The sequence below is a fragment of the Aliiroseovarius sp. Z3 genome (assembly GCF_029105185.1).
In the GTDB taxonomy this organism is placed as follows: domain Bacteria; phylum Pseudomonadota; class Alphaproteobacteria; order Rhodobacterales; family Rhodobacteraceae; genus Aliiroseovarius.
Genome location: NZ_JAFMZK010000005.1, coordinates 101,825 through 118,640 on the forward strand (window position 1 = coordinate 101,825; position 16,816 = coordinate 118,640).

A 16,816-nucleotide genomic window follows, 5' to 3' on the forward strand; every position below is an offset into this window, starting at 1 on the left:
TGAAACGAACGAACACAAAGGTCGCGCCCAGCCTTTCATCGCCGGGACGCGGCCTGTTTGTAAAACAGGAACTAGACGGGGCATCTTATGTATCGCGTATGGAATTTTATCACGACCTACTCGATCCTGCTGATCAGCGGTGCAATCATTGCGCTGATCTGGGCCAATATTGATCCGCATTCGTACCACCATTTTGTAGAGTACCCTCTGTGGTTTAACTCGACGATCGGTATCGATATCGGCTATTGGGAAAAAGCCTACGGAGAAGCGGCGCATCACTTCGAATATGGTGACATCGAACGTGTGGTGACCTTCCACTATCTGATCAACGATGTGCTTATGGCGCTGTTCTTTGCCATCGCCGGGAAAGAGGTTTGGGAGGCCGTGATCCTTGAAAATGGATCGCTGCGTGGAAAGAAGGCGGCAACGCCGCTGGTTGCCACAGCCGGCGGCATGCTGGGTCCAATCGCTGTTTATCTGGGCATTGCGTATTTCCTTGGCTCGACAACTTTCGATGCTGTGGCGCGTGGTTGGGCCATTCCAACCGCTACCGACATCGCTTTCAGCTATCTGGTCGGGCGCATGGTCTTTGGGGCGGGCCACCCGGCGGTGCGTTTCCTGTTGCTACTGGCCATTGCCGACGACGCTGCGGGCCTGATTATTCTGGCAATTTTCTATCCCTCCGGTGAACTCGCTCCGATCTGGCTTCTGCTTTCGGTCGCGGCATCGGTCATTGCGTTTGCCTTGTTCAACTGGTTGCCGCGACACTTGGATCGCGGTGATCAGCTGCGCCCAAAGTCGACCTGGATGCGCAAGAACCTGAAATGGTATCCCTATGCCATTGCGGGCTGTTTGAGCTGGTTCGGCTTTGCCCAGGCTGGCATCCACCCGGCGCTGGGTCTGTTGCCGGTTATCCCGGCCATTCCACACGCCGATCGTGCGTTCGGCATCTTTGCAGAGGCCGAAAGATACCTCCACGATATATTGAACGATATGGAGCACGGATTGGCCATTCCCGTGGACATAGTGTTGTTCTTCTTTGGCCTCTTGAACGCCGGGGTGGAATTCGGCGCAATCTCCGAGGCGACTTGGCTGGTGCTGGCCGGCCTGATCATCGGGAAACCTGTCGGGATTTTCATCATGGGGTGGCTTGCCGCATATCCCATGCGACTTGGATTGCCAGCCGGGATGCGTACCCTTGATCTGATTGTGATCGGATTCGTGGCGGCAATCGGCTTTACGGTATCGCTGTTCGTGGCCTCGGTCGCCTTTGCGCCCGGCCCGGTGCAGGATGCGGCCAAGATGGGCGCGTTGTTCAGTTTTGGGGCTGTCTTCCTGTCATTTGCCGCAGGAAAAATCCTCAAGGTGCAAAAACAAGAGGGCTGACGCCCCGTCCTCCGGCCCTGTCGGGCCGGAGACCCGCCTGTGGCTGTTCGGGGAACATCCCCTTAAAACTCCCCACGTTTTCTTGATATGCCAGCGTGGTCTTCGACATAATGATGCCTAAGTGAGCAATTATAGCGCATCGTTAAGGAAGCTTGTGTACAAGCGATAAGCGAAAGCAGTGTCGGGGCACCCAATGCTCGAGTTCGATAACGTCAGCAAGTCGTTCTGGACGGGACAACAACGCAAAGTCATCTTGGACAATGTGTCCTTTCGTGTTGAGTTGGGGAAATCGCTGGGCATTCTCGCGCCCAATGGCACCGGTAAGACCACGCTCATCAACATGATGGCCGGGCTTGAAAAACCGGACGAAGGCGAGATTCGTCGTGGCTGCAGAATATCCTTCCCGTTGGGATTCATGGGGGGGGTGGTTGGCAAACTCTCCGCCAAAGAGAATGCGCGCTACATAGCAAAAATCTATGGCCTCGACCCTGATTATATCGAGGCATTCACGCGATGGCTGTGTGAGCTTGACGAATATTACGACTTCCCCGTCGCGACCTATAGCGCGGGTATGAGGGGGCGGTTCTCGTTTGCGCTTCTGTTGGCGCTGGACTTTGATATCTATCTGATCGACGAGGGTATGCCGCAAAGCACCGATGCCCAATTCAACCGCAAAGCCGGTGATGTCCTGCGCGACAGGTTGGTCAATTCGACGGTGATCATCGTATCGCACCAGGCAGAAACACTGGAAAAATTCTGCCAGTCGGCGGCGGTTCTGCGGGATGGGCAGTTTTACATGTTTGAAACTTTGGAAGAAGCGAAACGGCTTTATGACTACCAAACCCAGGGCTAAGAAATTTCGCATCAGCAGAACGACGCGCCCGTCGCAGACGAGTTCCGCGTCCGCCGAAAAAGATGTCTTTGCTCAGCGCGTGCAGGCTGCAGCTGGGCAAACCGATGCGACGGCGACCGTATCCGGTTTCTCACGAACCCAAGCGCGCGACCCGAACCCGATGGAGCAAGCGGCGCAATCTCCGACCGAAGATGGCTTTCCGAAAGAGGGATTTGTGCCAAAGGGAGCAGCGACAGGTGATGCGTCGAACAGCGGCACGCCTGACAACGACACTCTGGCAGCCATCGAAGCGATAAAGAAAGAGGGGTTGACCAGTCGCCAACTCAGGATGGCGCGTCGCGTTGCCCAAAAGCACGGTATTGCTGTCGACAGTGATTTTGATGCGGTCTACCGGCTTCGAAAGGCGGGAATTGATCCGTTCAAACGATCCAACCTGCTGGAACTGGTCGGTGCCGACGGCGGCGGGAAAAACGGCAGCGGTTCGTCAGGTAATCTGCCGCAAACCCGCCCCATGCCGACCCTTCCGGCAAACCACGTGTATGACGATGCTGACCGCGCCCGATCCATTCGCGAAATTCAGGTTGATATCGCGCGTCGTCGCCGCCGGAAGCTGCGATTGTTGTTTGCACGCCTCGCGTTTTTCGTGTTTCTGCCAACCATCATCGCGGGGGTTTACTACTATAACTACGCCACACCGATGTATGCGACGAAAACAGAGTTCGTGATTCAGAAGGCAGATGGGGCAGGGGGAAGCGGCCTCGGCAGCCTGTTTGCCGGATCGGGATTGGCGACGTCGCAGGACAGTATCACAGTCCAAAGTTATCTGACGTCGCGCGACGCCATGCTCAGGCTGGACGGAGATATTGGTTATAAAGCTGTATTTGCGGATTCCAGCATTGATCCGGTCCAACGCCTTGATCCCGATGCAACCAATGAAGCGGCCTATAAGCTCTATAAGAAGAACGTAAAGATCGGTTTTGATCCGACCGAAGGCATCGTCAAGATGGAGGTTGTCGCGCCCACACCTGAACAGAGCGCGAAGTTCTCGGAAGTGTTGATTTCCTACGCGGAAGAACGTGTGGATGACATGACCCAACGGCTGCGTGAGGATCAGATGGAGGGCGCCGTCTCGAGTTATGAGAAGGCAGAACAGGATATGCTGGACGCGCAGGCCGAGGTTTTGCGGCTTCAGGAAGAGATGGGTGTGTTCGACGCCACATCTGACGCGTCCGCTTTGATGTCGCAGATCACAGGTTTTGAAAGCCAGTTGCAGGAAAAACGTCTGACGCTGCAACAGCTTTTGGACAACACCCGACCCAACAAGGCGCGGGTGGATGGTCTGCGCGGTGATATCGGACGGCTTGAAACCTTGATCGCAGAACTGCGGGGCAGGTTGACGGAAACGGGGGGTGAGAATGGCTCCTTGGCGTCTGTCAGCGGCCGACTGCGGATCGCACAAACCAATTTGGAAACGCGCACCGCTTTGATGCAACAATCGCTGCAACAGCTTGAAGCTGCCCGTATCGAGGTCAACAAGCAGACACGCTATTTGGAATTGGGTGTGCGGCCGGTGGCACCAGATGAACCAACCTATCCAAAGTCCTTTGAAAACACCCTGCTCGCCTTCCTGATTTTTGCGGGATTGTACCTGATGGCCTCGATCACCGCCTCGATCCTGCGCGAACAGGTGTCGTCCTGATATGGGGGATGTCGTCGTCAGGGGGATGCAGGTGGGAAATACCCTTCCCCTGACTATCATTGCGGGGCCATGCCAGTTGGAAGGGCGTGAGCACGCGCTTCGGATTGCCGAGCACATGGCGCGGCTCTGCAGGGGCTGCGGGCTTGGCTATATCTTCAAGGGGTCTTTTGACAAGGCAAACCGGACATCGCTGTCCGGCGCGCGTGGAATGGGAATGGTTGACGGGCTTTCTGTGCTTGCAGAGATCAGAGAGCAGTTGGATGTGCCGGTGCTGACGGATGTGCATCTGCCCGACCAATGTGAAGACGTGGCCGCGGTCGTTGATGTTTTGCAGATCCCCGCTTTTCTGTGCCGTCAAACAGATCTTCTGATTGCGGCGGCGCTGACCGGCAAGCCCATCAACATCAAGAAAGGTCAGTTTCTGGCGCCGTGGGATATGGAACACGTGGCCGCCAAGATCATCGGTTCAGGTAACGCGCAGGTGATGCTGACCGAGCGCGGCACGTCTTTCGGCTACAACACCTTGGTTGCGGATATGCGCGGCCTGCCGCAAATGGCGGCGCTTGGGTATCCCGTCATCATGGACGCCACCCACGCGGTTCAGATGCCCGGCGGACAGGGTGGTGCGTCCGGTGGGCAGCGCGAATTCGCGCCGGTTCTGGCCCGTGCGGCGGTGTCGCTGGGCATTGCCGGGGTGTTCATCGAAACCCATCCAAACCCTGACACGGCCCCCTCGGACGGGCCGAACATGGTGCCACTTGACCAGATGGAGCGGTTGGTCGCGGATCTGGCTGCCTTTGATCGGCTTGCCAAGGATCGGCCACTGAGGGGCGTTTGATGCGCATATGTCCAAGCGGTTTCCGCGAGTATGACGCGCGCTGGCGATACCCGGACGATATTGATTTGGAAGGGATATTTGCCGTCGGGATGGGACTTGGCACCCAAATGTCCCGTCGAAGCGTTGGACGGAAAATCGTGGTCGGCCATGATCATCGAAGCTACTCGTCCGCCGTCAAAGATGCGTTGAGCGATGGCATAATTCAGACCGGTGCGCAGGTGTGCGATATTGGTATGTGCTTGTCCCCGATGGCCTATTTCGCACAGTTCCATCTGGATGTGAACGCCGTCGCCATGGTGACGGCCAGCCACAACCCAAATGGCTGGACTGGCATCAAGGTCGGGTTTGACCGCCCCTGCACCCATGGTGTCGATGAGATGGCTGAGCTGAGGGAACTCATCCTCGATCGTGACTTCGATCTGACGGGTGGCGCGCGGATCACAGTGATTGCAGATATCAGCGATGCCTATCTCGATGATCTGGTGGAAAATGTCTCGATATCGCGGCCCCTGCGCGTGGTGTGTGCGACCGGAAATGGAACCGCCGGGGCCTTCGCGCCAAAGCTTTTGCGCCGATTGGGTGTTGATGTGGTCGAACGGCATTGCCAGTTGGATCATAGTTTCCCTCATTACAATCCGAATCCCGAAGCGTTGGAAATGCTTGCCGATATGGGTGCCGCTGTCGGGGAAAGCGGGGCAGACTTCGGTATTGGGCTGGATGGCGATGGAGATCGGCTTGGCGTTGTCGATGAGACCGGCAGCGCCGTGTTTGCCGATAAGCTAGGACTATTGCTGGCGCGCGATCTGGCAGCCGCAAGGCCCGGTGTGCATTTTCTCGTGGATGTGAAATCCACCGGTTTGTTCGCCATCGACCCGGTTCTGTCGTTCTTCGGTGCCACGGTTGAATACTGCAAGACAGGCCACAGCCATGTGAAACAAGGGATGCGTGCCTCTGGTGCGCTGGCTGCATTCGAGAAATCGGGCCACATCTATTTCGGACCACCTATCGGACGCGGCTATGACTGCGCATTGCGTGCCGTTGTCGCGCTATGTCATCTGATGGCGCATCAACCGAACGCGCGTCTTTCCGATCTGGTCGCCGGGCTTCCCGCCAGTTGGTGCTCTCCCACCCTGTCTCCTGCGTGCCCGGATGATCAGAAATACCAGGTGGTCGAACGGTTGACCGAGGCGTTCAGGCTTATGCAACGCGACGGTGAAATGATTGCCGGACAGAAGATCACTGACATTCTGACTGCCAACGGCGCGCGCGTTCAACTTGAAAACGGGTCTTGGGCATTGGTTCGGGCGTCCTCGAACACGCCGAATCTGGTGGTGGTCTGTGAAAGTTTCACAAGCAAGGCATATCTTCATGACCTGTTCACCGACTTTGACAGGATCATCCGTCGAGAGCCCGCCATAGGTGACTACGATCAGAATTTTACAGCGTAAAACCAACCCTACCGCTGTGGTTGCGCGAGGTGTCTGAATGGCGCTCCAACTCTTTGCCCCCAACGCTGTTCAGCGGATATTGAATCTGGGATAAATCGGTCATTTTAGGGTTGCGCCCCGCTTTGGGTTTGGCTAGGAAAGCGCGCACTGCTGGGGTGTAGCCAAGTGGTAAGGCAACTGTTTTTGGTACAGTGTACCGTAGGTTCGAATCCTACCACCCCAGCCAGTCTCCTCGATGTGCTCGAATAGTTTTCCAAGACACCTGCACCCATGGCTTGCCCGTGACTGCCAAGCTCTTGCCCTTCCGGATTGGCGAACCGCAAGCCCGTTGGATCATCAAACCAATCAGATAACCCGGCTGTCTTCGTTTAAGCCATCTTCGATTCCAACAGACCCGACGGCTGACGGACAGTTCATCCAGGTTTCCGTGCTATTAGCCAACCGGTTTCAACGCTCACTCGCTTCTTCATAACGTTGGCGGTTACTCACTCAAGAAGGTGTAGCTGTCGGGCTGCAGGTCAATTGCGTTGCTGAAAACTCAGGCTTCATCGTTAGCAGTTCCATCAACCCACAATTCCCGCGCACCAAATCGTCAAGCGTCACCATGTCGAGTTCGTGGTAGAACGCTTCAAGGGCTCGGGCGACGTAAGTTCTTAGCCTGCATGTCTCAGAGAGCGGGCAGGTGTTTTTCTCGTGATCAAAGCATTCGGCAAACGGTATATCCGTTTCAAAAACGCGAAAGACAGATCCGATGGAAATTCTGTTTGCCGGTCGGGCCAGTTTAATCCCACCGCTGCGGCCACGTACGGTTTCAAGATAGCCTTCAGCCTGTAAATTCTGCACAACGTGCGCGACATGGTTCACAGACGCATTGCACCGCTGAGCGATATCTGACGTCCGCATCAGTTGATTTTCATTCACTGCACAAAACATCAATGTACGAGCAGCGAGGTTTGTCCGCGTCGTTAGGCGCAATTGCTATCCTCCGGTTGCGAATACAGATATTTCACATCCAAGATGTTACTTTCTTTGATTTAGATCAGTTTGGAAAGCAGCGCGCTGGATTAGCACAAGGACCGCTTAGAGGATCAACCGGCGATGATTAACACGCAACAACCTGAACGAGCAGGTCATCGACAGCGCCGATTGGGCGGACTGCTTTCATTACTTGCTAGTTTGATCTGGCTTGTTCAAGCATGGGTGATCGCTTGGGTGCTTGCAGCTTTGTTGAGCGGGACTGACGTCGCACCTGTTCAAGCGTCACTGTTGTTTGTGGGGGCTAGCTTACTTCGATCGGTCTTGAACAAAATCGCTCAGGGGGTTCTGAGTTCGGCTGCCGAAACAGAAATCTCGGCTTTGCGTGATGAGCTTATCCTGATCGAAGCGAAGACGGCAAAACAATCCGGTTTTGGCGGGGCTGGCGTGCGATCCGTCCTTGCCACAGAAAAGTTGGAAGCGCTTCGTCCCTATCTGTTGCGGTATGAGCCAGCGCGTATGCGCGTTATGGTCATACCTTTGATGATCGTCGCCATCACCGCATGGCACAGTTGGGCTGCAGCCGTTGTGCTTTTGGCGGCGGGGCCACTGATACCGGTTTTTATGGCGTTGGTTGGCTGGGCTGCGAAAGAGGCGAGCGCGCGCCAGATGATCGAGATCGGCTCATTGAACGATCTTCTTTCTGACCGTCTTTCTGCGTTGTCAGATCTTAAGCTGGTTGGTTCAGGCACACAGGTTATCAATGGTTTTGCCGATGCGTCGGAAAGCCTGAGAAATCGGACCATGGGCGTGTTGCGGATCGCGTTTCTTTCCTCGACCGTGCTGGAGCTGTTCGCCGCTTTGGGTGTTGCCATGATCGCCGTCTGGGTTGGGTTTGCACTTTTGGGGGAGATCTCGTGGGGAACTTGGGGCATGCCATTGTCCCCGTTTGCTGGCGTGTTTTTGCTTCTGCTTGCCCCCGATTACTTTCAGCCTTTGCGTGATCTGGCCGCGGCCTGGCATGACAAAGCCGCGGCAGACGCGGTCTATCAAGAGATGAAGGCATGGCGCAGTGATCCGCGAGAGGTGATCATCGGCACAGGTGGACATTCCAGCCCCGCACTTTTCGAAGGCGTTTCAACACGTGGGCTTACGCTTCAGCATGATGATCGGACACTGGTTTACCCGGATTTTGACCTTGTACCAGGCGAGGGTGTTGCACTGACTGGTCCAAGCGGAGTGGGCAAGTCATCACTACTTCGCCTTGTTGCCGGATTGGATCGCCCGACCAGTGGGGTGGTTGCTTTTGGAAGTTCCTCTCTGAGTGCTGACAATGCTGATGCGTGGCGCGCGTCCATTGGGTGGATACCACAGGCCCCCCGATTTCTTGGGCAATCGTTACGTTACAACATCGGGTTCGGCGCAAAGCTGAACGAAGAGGTGATCGCGGCGACCCATGTCGCTCCGGTTATCAAGACCTTGCCAAGCGGACAGTTAACCCGACTGGGTGAAAGTGGCGCCGGTCTGTCAGGCGGTGAAGCACGGCGGGTCATGCTGGCCCGTGCCTTGCATCGCAACCCCAGACTGCTTCTGGCTGACGAACCCACCGCAGATCTCGATGAAGCCACCGCACAGGATATCATCAACGGGTTGCTGCACTTTCTGTCATGCGGAGGGACTTTGATTGCCGCGACGCATGACCCGAGGCTTATCTCACAAATGCAAAGGCAAGTCCGGCTCGAGGCGAAAATATGAAGTCTCTGGCAAGAATGATGCTCCTCATCCTGAAAGGCGAGCGTCGCGCATTTGCCCAGGGCGCGGCATTGTCGTTGGTTGTGCTTGTCATGGGCGTCTCTCTTCTGGGGCTTTCGGGATGGTTCATTACGGCCGCAGCAGCAGCGGGCATGATTGGACTTGGGTCGGTGTTCAACGTGTTTGCACCATCTGCCATGGTCCGTTTTCTGGCCTTGGGGCGTACGGCGGCACGTTATGGGGAACGTTTAACCACACATGATGCAACGCTGCGCGCCTTGTCCAACCTACGCGTTCGATTGCTGGCTGGCCTTCTGCAAGCGCCTTATCGGCAGTTGGAACGATTGCGTGCCAGCGTCTTTCTTAACCGTGTCACTGCAGACATTGATGCGTTGGACGGCGTTGCGTTGCGGCTTCTGTTGCCCGGTGTGGCTGGGCTGGCTGTCATCGTGCTGACATCGGTCGCGGTTGCTTTGCTTGTGCATCCGGCCATCTCGACGGTTATCTTGTTTGGGTATGGGGCGGTGCCAACCGTTATTTTCTTGTTAGGTCAGCACCTTGCCGACAAACCGGCACGACGGGCCGAGGCCGGACTTCAGGCATTGCGCAGTCGACTTATTGATTTGATCACGGTGCGCGACGAATTGGTTGCATTTGGGCAGTTGCAGGAAGCCACAAAACGCGTTCGGAGCGCAGCAGAATATCATTCAAACGGACAGTCCGGGCTTGAACGGATCGAAAGGCAAACGGGCTTCTGGCTTGAGTTTGTTGGCTGGTGTGTCGTTGCCATCGCGCTTGGCGTTGGGGCGAAACTTGCACAGGCGGATTTGATTACACCTGCACAGGTCGCAATCGGAGTATTCGCCGCGCTTGCACTTTCCGAGGCTGTCGCGCCGATCTTAAGAGCACTTTCGGAAATTTCCACAATGCGCTCAGCAGCGAAACGGATTTTGCCAAGGCTGGATGGTGACAGTGCAGATGAGCTTTGCGCGAGATCTACATCACACGCGACATCCATCGTTGCCGATCAGCTGGAAATAAAACGAGGCACCAGCTCATATCCACTTTTTGCTCCGTTGAGTTTTCACGTCAGAGCAGGCGAAACACTCGCGCTGACGGGGCGCAGCGGTTGTGGAAAGTCCACAGTTTTGCTGTGTGTCGCGGGTCAGATTGAACCGAGCGGTGGGTTTGTTGAAGTTGGGCGTAACCCAAGTGATGGCACCCTTTCAGACAACCGTTTTCAGTATCTCGCGATGGTTCCACAACGGCACGCTTTGGTTGCCGGGACCATCGCCGAAAACCTGCGTATCGCCGCACCTGACGCGACTGATGAGCAGCTTTGGGATGTTCTGAGGGCGGTGGAACTGGATGCGACGATTGACGCAAAAGGCGGCTTGACCGCAAGGTTGGGGTTCAGGGGAACAGGGTTGTCCGGAGGCGAGGCGCGGCGGTTGGTGTTGGCCCGGGCACTGTTAAGAAAACCCGATATACTTCTTCTTGATGAACCCACGGAGGGGTTGGATGGACATCTGGCGGAAAAAGTGTTGATTGGTATTCGCAAGACGTTACCTCATGCTGCAATACTGATCGCTGCCCATCGTCCCGAAGAGGTAAGTTTTGCTGATCATGAGCTTCGGCTAACGGCGCCTTTAAACCAGCGCGAAGAATAATCTGCATCTTTGATGCGGGTTTTTGACACAGGTCAATCAATACATTTCATAATTAGAATATGAATTGATTAATCCGAATCACGGATGCAGGTTTTATTCATCAAGGAGTCCACCATGGAGATCGGGCTGGTTGAGCTGTCGCGCATGCAGTTTGCGCTTACCGCCATGTATCACTTTCTGTTTGTGCCGCTGACATTGGGACTGTCGATCCTCGTGGCGATTATGGAGACGGTTTATGTCATGACGAACCGCCCGATTTGGCGGCAAATGACGAAATTCTGGGGCACGCTGTTTGGCATCAACTTTGTACTGGGTGTCGCCACAGGTATCACGATGGAATTCCAGTTCGGCATGAACTGGAGTTACTACAGCCACTATGTGGGCGATATTTTCGGAGCCCCTTTGGCAATCGAAGGCCTGATGGCTTTCTTTCTTGAGGCAACCTTCGTTGGCCTGTTCTTTTTTGGCTGGGACAAACTCAGCAAAGTGCAGCACCTGGTCGTGGCCTGGCTGGTCGCTATCGGTTCCAACTTCTCGGCGTTGTGGATTTTGATTGCAAATGGCTGGATGCAGAATCCGGTCGGGGCAGTGTTCAATCCCGACACAATGCGGATGGAAATGACTTCGTTCTTCGATGTCCTTTTCAATGAAGTGGCACAAGCCAAGTTTGTCCACACTGTTTCAGCCGGTTACGTCACCGCGTCGGTGTTCGTTTTGGGTGTTTCCGCGCTTTACCTGCTTCAAGATCGGCACAAGGATCTGGCAAGACGCTCGATTGCGGTGGCTTCGGCATTCGGGCTTGCTGCTGCGCTTTCGGTTGTGGTGCTGGGTGACGAGTCGGGATATTCGGCAAGCCATACCCAGAAGATGAAGCTCGCGGCCCTGGAAGCAATGTGGGAAACCCACGATGCGCCCGCGCCCTTCACCGCGATCGGGTTCCCGGATCAGGAAGCGCGCGAGACGCATTATGCGTTGGAAATTCCTTGGGTGATGGGTCTGATTGGCACACGTTCGCTGACTGCCGAGATTCCCGGAATCAACGATCTTGTAGCGGAATCCGAAGTGAGGATTCGTGATGGGTTGATCGCTTATGATGCGCTTATGACCATTCGCGATCAGCGCGAAGCGACCCCGCCCGAAGTTCGGGAGACGTTCGAAAAGCATTCCGAGAACCTTGGGTATTCGCTTCTGCTGAAACGGTATGTCGACGATCCCCGTGACGCGACAGATGAGCAAATCAAAATGGCTGCGGACGACACCGTTCCGGGTGTGGCGCCACTTTTCTGGGCCTTCCGTTTCATGGTGGCGCTGGGGTTCAGTTTCATCGCTGTCATGGCCTATTTCTTTTGGCGCGCGTCGTTCCGTCAAATGCAGTTTCCGCGCTGGTCGCTTTACACCGCAGTCGCAATCATCCCGACGCCGTGGATCGCCGCGGAGCTTGGGTGGTTTGTGGCCGAGTTCGGTCGTCAACCATGGACCGTTGATGGTGTATTGCCCACCGCGCTCAGTGCCTCGCATCTAAGCATTGCCGATCTTCTGATCACGCTTGCAGGGTTTATCATTTTCTACACGATCCTCTTCGTGATCGAGATGAGCTTGATGGTGAAATACATCCGCAAGGGCCCATACCTTGACGTTGAAGAGACAGATGCCTGGAGGGAGCGCCATGAAAGGCGGCTTCGTTCAGATGCTGAACCGTCCAACGTTGCTAACAATCCAGCGGAGTAAGGCAAATGATCCTTTATGAACTGATCGAATATGACATTCTTCGCGTCATCTGGTGGGGGCTTCTGGGTGTGCTTTTGATCGCATTTGCCCTGACGGATGGCTTTGACATGGGCGTTGGTGCGCTGCTGCCGTTTGTTGCCAAAACCGATGTTGAACGGCGTGTGGCCATCAATACAGTTGGACCTGTCTGGGAAGGCAACCAAGTCTGGTTCATACTTGGCGGCGGCGCGATTTTCGCTGCATGGCCACCGCTCTATGCCGTCAGTTTCTCGGGCTTTTATCTGGCGATGTTTGTGGTGCTTGCCGCGTTCATCGTGCGCCCTGTCGCCTTCAAATACAGATCCAAGCGGGAAGACGCAAAATGGCGAACCCGTTGGGACTGGGCCTTGTTTGCCGGTGGCGCAGTGCCGGCGCTGCTGTTCGGGGTTGCTGTTGGAAACGTTTTGTTGGGCGTCCCTTTCTATCTGACCGAGGATCTGATGCCGATGTATCCGGGCAACTTCGCGATGAAGTTTGTTGGATTGCTGCGGCCGTTCGCCCTACTGGCTGGTGTTGTGTCGCTGTCAATGCTTCTGATGCATGGCGCGGCATGGCTGTCGCTGAAAGCTGAAGGTGCGGTTGCTGAACGTGCACGTGCAATCGGCACCAAAGCAGGCCTTGTTGCCGCGGCAAGCTATGCGCTGGCGGGCCTTTGGCTTGCAGTCGGTGTTGATGGATTTACGTTGGGCGAGGTTGCCGCCAATGGCCCGTCAAACCCGCTTTATTCTGAAGTGACCCGCGGCGGGTCCTGGTTTGCCGCTTACAGCGAACGACCATGGATATTGATCGCACCGGTTATGGGATTTGCGGGGATCGCATTCGCTGTCCTGGGCCTCCGTTCAGGGCGTGAAGTTTCGACCCTGCTTTGGTCGAAACTGGGGATACTTGGCATAATCTCAAGCGTCGGGCTGACAATGTTCCCATTCATCCTGCCATCGACCCTTGATCCGAACAGTTCGCTGACGGTTTGGGATGCGTCTTCGTCACATCAAACCCTGTTCATCATGTTGATTGTGACGGCGATCTTTCTTCCGTTGATCCTTGCTTACACGGCATGGGTTTACAAAGTGCTCTGGGGCAAGGTCACAGAGGCGCAAGTCACCGAAAACTCAGAAACCAGCTACTGAAGGAGATATAGACATGTGGTATTTTGCCTGGCTTCTAGGATTGTCCCTTGCTGCACTCTTTGCTGTGTTGAATGCGATGTGGCTTGAACTTCGATCCGACGCTTGTCTTTCGGATGATGGCGATTGCCCCGTGGGCGAACACACCCACTAGCCACGGGTATTTCCCCTTAGCAAAAACTGCGAGGCCCCAGACGAAACTCCGGGGTCACGTCCTCCCTACGCGCGAAATCTAGCTTTTTGACCCTCAAAGGAACCTCAAATGAAAAAGATGATTTTTGCCGCCTGTCCTGCAATTGCTTTAGCTGGTCCGACGCAGGCACAAGATGGGCCTGATAGCCTGGTAACGATCCTGACCGCACCCGAGCCGCAGACACAGTTGATGGCGATGGTGCTGGCGGTGCAGGCTGCACAACAGGGTGCTGCCCCGCATGTCATGCTGTGTGGACCCGCCGGTGACATCGCCCTGAAAGATGCGCCAGAATCTGCGACCGCACCGCAGCCGCCACGCGATATGAGCCCCAAGGGATTGCTGTCGAAAATTGTCGGCATGCCCGGCGCAAAAGTCGAGGTTTGTGCCATCTATTTGCCCGGCAAGGGTGCACAGGCCGACGTCTTGATGGACGGCGTGACCGTTGCGAAACCTGATGCAATGGCTGCGGCAATGATTGCCCCGAACGCCAAGATCGCAAGCTACTAATCTCATAGCCCGCATTTCTTTTGAGGTGCGGGCTTCATTATCAAATCCTGTAATGCATACGGAAGTGTACAGTTATGGAAATCAAGTTGAACAGAAGACAGCTGTTATCGCTTGCAGCAGGCAGTGGCGCCGCTCTTGCGACCTCTGGTTATGCGAATGGTGCGCGCGCACAAGTTGCCACAAAAGCCCGCATCGTGATTATTGGTGCCGGGGCAGGGGGGACCGCGCTGGCGAACCGGCTGGCAGATCGTCTGCAGGGTGCCGAAATTACCCTGATAGACCCTCGTGTGGATCACCTCTATCAACCCGGGCTAACGCTTGTGGCTGCGGGTTTGAAACCGGCCGACTATGTCCTGTCAAAAACCACGGACTGGTTGCCCAAAAGTGTGAACCTTATTCAGGAAGCGGCGACGGCCATAGATGCCGAAACCCAAATCGTCGCGACTGAAGGAGGTCAATGCATTGCTTACGATTTCTTGGTCGTGGCACCGGGTCTTGTATTGGATCATGATGCGATCGACGGATTCCACCTTGATATGGTTGGCAAAGACGGCATTGGCGCGTTGTATGCCGGGCCACAATATGCAGCAGCGACATGGCAGGCCGCACAGGCATATGTGGAAACCGGCGGTGTTGGTCTGTTCACCCGTCCTGCGACCGAAATGAAATGCGCAGGTGCGCCGCTGAAGCACACGTTCCTGATTGAAGACATCGCGCGAAACGCGGGCACACGCGGCAAACTGGATATGCACTATATGGCAAACAACGACAGTCTTTTCGGCGTGCCTATTGTGTCGGAAAAGGTGCGGATGTTGTTTGGCGATCGGCAGATCGACCCTGCTTACTCACACGTTTTGCGGGCGATAGATGCCGGTGCAAAAACAGCAACGTTCGATACACCGGAGGGTGCTGTTACCCGGGACTATGATTACATTCACGTCATCCCGCCACAGCGTGCGCCCGAGGTCATTCGGCAATCTGGATTGAGCTGGGTAGACAAGTGGACTGATCAGGGATGGGTCGAGTGTGATAAAGCCACGCTGCGGCATCTGAGATATGAAAATATCTGGGCGCTTGGCGATGTGGCGGGTGTGCCGAAGGGAAAAACCGCGGCCTCGGTCAAGTGGCAAGTGCCTGTTGTCGAGGACGGATTGATCGCAGCAATAGAAGGCCGTGATCCAACCGAGACCTATAACGGTTATACATCGTGCCCGATGATCACGCGCGTGGGGCGCGCCATGTTGATCGAATTTGACTACAACAACAACCTGACCCCATCGTTCCCCGGCATCATCGCACCGCTAGAGGAGCTGTGGATCAGCTGGTTGATGAAAGAGGTTGCATTGAAGGCAACCTATAACGCGATGCTGCGCGGTCGGGCGTAAGGAGAAGTGCAATGAAAGATATGACCTTTGGTACAATCCTGGCGGTCTTCGAGGAAATCTTCGGGCGGGGTCTTTTTTGGGTCATGGTCGCGATTGCTGCGACTGTTACGGTCACCTACCTTTATGTTCTTGTCCGTGATCGCAGTATTTCATGGCGGAAGTTTCTGCTGGCTCAACTATCTATGCCGTTGGGGGCAATCGCTGCGGTCTGGTTTGTGTTGGTGATGACCAGCTCAAGGCTCAGCGATATAGGAGGTCCGGTCGATGTTATTTTGTTCCTTGGCATCGCTGCCGCCGGTGCGGTTGGTATCGCAATTCTGGTGTATACTGCGCAGGCTTTGTTGGGCCGCAGGTCCGGATCCGATGCCCGCTAAGTCGTTCTACGTCCTACACTGTAAAACTGCTGCGGTAGATCATCTGCTTTGAGATGCCTTGGTTCGGTGGCGTGGGTGAAAACGCTTGTGGGGATAAATTGTCCGCGCTTTCGTGATCTGCGTCACCCACAACCGGGTCGAGGCAATCATCTCGTCTGAGAAGCTGGGCGGGAAACAGACGCCGATGAGGTCTTGTTGGCACACTTGGCGTCGCCTTCGATAAATGCAGTTCTGAATTGTCCCGCCGATTTTCGCAAAGCCGTTAACGGCGCGTACGCGTCCGCGTTGCAGCACGTGCGTGCAGTTTCGAGAGACGGGGCCTTGATGATCACCGAGTAGGTCGGGGATCAATCACCTTTCTTGCGTCAATTTCGCTAACTTTCACGACATACTCCCCGCCAATGGTGTGGATGCCGGCTCGAACTTGTTCAGCGTGAAATGCGCGTTTGAACGTCAAAGTGCTCGACCGTGTGATCGGCGGAAACTTGACCCTTTCCCCAATTTTTCAATTCTGAGTTGACAGATCGACATGGGGGCGAGCAGGCTAAACTTATTCAAAGAGCTTATTGTGCAAAGTGGGATGTCATGTACACGCTTATCGCAAATTGCGGATTGGCACGCGCGCTGCGCGCGGAATTTGTGCCGTTTCTGATAGCGCTCGTCGTTGCGCAGCTCTTCTTCAAATGGGGCAGTTTTGGTTTGGAGCTTCTGGGATTTATCGTCCTGTGGGCTGTTTTGGGCTTCATCTCTGATCGCGTGATGCCGGCACCCGGCAAAGACTGACGCGACACACCTATCGATGTCATCGCACATCACGCTTGTTGGGATCGCCAGCAAGCGAGGAG

At 55.4% G+C, this 16,816-nt stretch carries 15 protein-coding genes and 1 tRNA gene; 15 read left to right on the forward strand and 1 reads right to left on the reverse strand.

The features are described from left to right. Positions 1-87: 87 nt before the first annotated feature. The 6 genes from J3R80_RS10625 to J3R80_RS10650 all read left to right on the forward strand — a co-directional run bounded on the left by J3R80_RS10625 (position 88) and on the right by J3R80_RS10650 (position 6,450). Positions 88-1,386 (forward strand): Na+/H+ antiporter NhaA, encoded by a 1,299-nt coding sequence (locus J3R80_RS10625; RefSeq protein ID WP_275393752.1) that lies wholly within the window; start codon positions 88-90, stop codon positions 1,384-1,386. 193 nt (positions 1,387-1,579) lie between these two features. Further along, positions 1,580-2,239 carry an ATP-binding cassette domain-containing protein gene (locus J3R80_RS10630; RefSeq protein WP_275393753.1) on the forward strand — a complete coding sequence of 220 codons (660 nt, stop codon included), beginning with the start codon at positions 1,580-1,582 and terminating at the stop codon, positions 2,237-2,239. Between the two features lie 79 nt (positions 2,240-2,318). Beyond that, on the forward strand, positions 2,319-3,938 hold the full coding sequence (locus J3R80_RS10635; protein WP_343075823.1) for a capsule biosynthesis protein: 1,620 nt from the start codon (positions 2,319-2,321) through the stop codon (positions 3,936-3,938). A gap of 1 nt (position 3,939) precedes the next feature. After that, positions 3,940-4,776, forward strand: a complete 837-nt coding sequence (kdsA, locus tag J3R80_RS10640; RefSeq protein ID WP_275393755.1) for a 3-deoxy-8-phosphooctulonate synthase — start codon at positions 3,940-3,942, stop codon at positions 4,774-4,776. After that, positions 4,776-6,224, forward strand: coding sequence for a phosphomannomutase/phosphoglucomutase (locus tag J3R80_RS10645; RefSeq protein ID WP_275393756.1), 1,449 nt, complete (start codon positions 4,776-4,778; stop codon positions 6,222-6,224). Before kdsA ends, J3R80_RS10645 begins: the two co-directional genes overlap by 1 nt. 151 nt (positions 6,225-6,375) lie before the next feature. Further along, positions 6,376-6,450, forward strand: a tRNA-Gln gene (locus tag J3R80_RS10650). 263 nt (positions 6,451-6,713) lie between these two features. Here J3R80_RS10650 and J3R80_RS10655 read toward each other — a convergent pair. Beyond that, entirely contained in the window at positions 6,714-7,199 is a 486-nt protein-coding gene (locus J3R80_RS10655) for an Rrf2 family transcriptional regulator (protein WP_275393757.1), read from the reverse strand. Between the two features lie 324 nt (positions 7,200-7,523). On the opposite strand from J3R80_RS10655, the gene J3R80_RS10660 reads away from it, so the two are divergent. The 9 genes from J3R80_RS10660 (at position 7,524) to J3R80_RS10700 (ending at position 16,754) form a co-directional block, all read left to right on the forward strand. Continuing rightward, positions 7,524-8,954 carry an ATP-binding cassette domain-containing protein gene (locus J3R80_RS10660; protein WP_275393758.1) on the forward strand — a complete coding sequence of 477 codons (1,431 nt, stop codon included), beginning with the start codon at positions 7,524-7,526 and terminating at the stop codon, positions 8,952-8,954. Positions 8,955-9,148: 194 nt separating this feature from the next. Beyond that, positions 9,149-10,621, forward strand: coding sequence for an ATP-binding cassette domain-containing protein (locus tag J3R80_RS10665; RefSeq protein ID WP_275393926.1), 1,473 nt, complete (start codon positions 9,149-9,151; stop codon positions 10,619-10,621). A gap of 114 nt (positions 10,622-10,735) precedes the next feature. After that, the gene (locus J3R80_RS10670) at positions 10,736-12,349 is read left to right on the forward strand and encodes a cytochrome ubiquinol oxidase subunit I (protein ID WP_275393759.1); all 1,614 of its coding nucleotides are present in this window, start codon (positions 10,736-10,738) and stop codon (positions 12,347-12,349) included. Positions 12,350-12,354: 5 nt separating this feature from the next. Continuing rightward, positions 12,355-13,515 carry a cytochrome d ubiquinol oxidase subunit II gene (gene cydB / locus J3R80_RS10675; RefSeq protein WP_275393760.1) on the forward strand — a complete coding sequence of 387 codons (1,161 nt, stop codon included), beginning with the start codon at positions 12,355-12,357 and terminating at the stop codon, positions 13,513-13,515. 13 nt (positions 13,516-13,528) lie between these two features. Further along, positions 13,529-13,666 carry a cytochrome bd-I oxidase subunit CydX gene (cydX, locus tag J3R80_RS10680; protein ID WP_275393761.1) on the forward strand — a complete coding sequence of 46 codons (138 nt, stop codon included), beginning with the start codon at positions 13,529-13,531 and terminating at the stop codon, positions 13,664-13,666. Positions 13,667-13,774: 108 nt separating this feature from the next. Then, positions 13,775-14,212 carry a hypothetical protein gene (locus J3R80_RS10685; RefSeq protein ID WP_275393762.1) on the forward strand — a complete coding sequence of 146 codons (438 nt, stop codon included), beginning with the start codon at positions 13,775-13,777 and terminating at the stop codon, positions 14,210-14,212. Between the two features lie 86 nt (positions 14,213-14,298). Next, positions 14,299-15,597, forward strand: a complete 1,299-nt coding sequence (locus J3R80_RS10690) for an FAD/NAD(P)-binding oxidoreductase (protein ID WP_275393763.1) — start codon at positions 14,299-14,301, stop codon at positions 15,595-15,597. A gap of 11 nt (positions 15,598-15,608) precedes the next feature. Further along, positions 15,609-15,971 (forward strand): DUF5368 domain-containing protein, encoded by a 363-nt coding sequence (locus J3R80_RS10695; RefSeq protein WP_275393764.1) that lies wholly within the window; start codon positions 15,609-15,611, stop codon positions 15,969-15,971. Positions 15,972-16,556: 585 nt separating this feature from the next. After that, positions 16,557-16,754: a hypothetical protein gene (locus tag J3R80_RS10700; protein ID WP_275393765.1), complete on the forward strand. Its 198-nt coding sequence runs from the start codon at positions 16,557-16,559 to the stop codon at positions 16,752-16,754. The last annotated feature ends 62 nt before the right edge of the window (positions 16,755-16,816 follow it).

Excerpts from the sequence above, each read along its gene's own strand:
- J3R80_RS10625 (WP_275393752.1), top strand. The coding sequence starts at position 88 with ATGTATCGCGTATGGAATTTTATCACGACCTACTCGATCCTGCTGATC.
- J3R80_RS10630 (WP_275393753.1), top strand. The coding sequence starts at position 1,580 with ATGCTCGAGTTCGATAACGTCAGCAAGTCGTTCTGGACGGGACAACAA.
- kdsA (WP_275393755.1), top strand. The coding sequence starts at position 3,940 with ATGGGGGATGTCGTCGTCAGGGGGATGCAGGTGGGAAATACCCTTCCC.
- J3R80_RS10645 (WP_275393756.1), top strand. The coding sequence starts at position 4,776 with ATGCGCATATGTCCAAGCGGTTTCCGCGAGTATGACGCGCGCTGGCGA.
- J3R80_RS10665 (WP_275393926.1), top strand. The coding sequence starts at position 9,149 with ATGGTCCGTTTTCTGGCCTTGGGGCGTACGGCGGCACGTTATGGGGAA.
- J3R80_RS10670 (WP_275393759.1), top strand. The coding sequence starts at position 10,736 with ATGGAGATCGGGCTGGTTGAGCTGTCGCGCATGCAGTTTGCGCTTACC.
- cydB (WP_275393760.1), top strand. The coding sequence starts at position 12,355 with ATGATCCTTTATGAACTGATCGAATATGACATTCTTCGCGTCATCTGG.
- cydX (WP_275393761.1), top strand. The coding sequence starts at position 13,529 with ATGTGGTATTTTGCCTGGCTTCTAGGATTGTCCCTTGCTGCACTCTTT.
- J3R80_RS10685 (WP_275393762.1), top strand. The coding sequence starts at position 13,775 with ATGAAAAAGATGATTTTTGCCGCCTGTCCTGCAATTGCTTTAGCTGGT.
- J3R80_RS10695 (WP_275393764.1), top strand. The coding sequence starts at position 15,609 with ATGAAAGATATGACCTTTGGTACAATCCTGGCGGTCTTCGAGGAAATC.
- J3R80_RS10700 (WP_275393765.1), top strand. The coding sequence starts at position 16,557 with ATGTACACGCTTATCGCAAATTGCGGATTGGCACGCGCGCTGCGCGCG.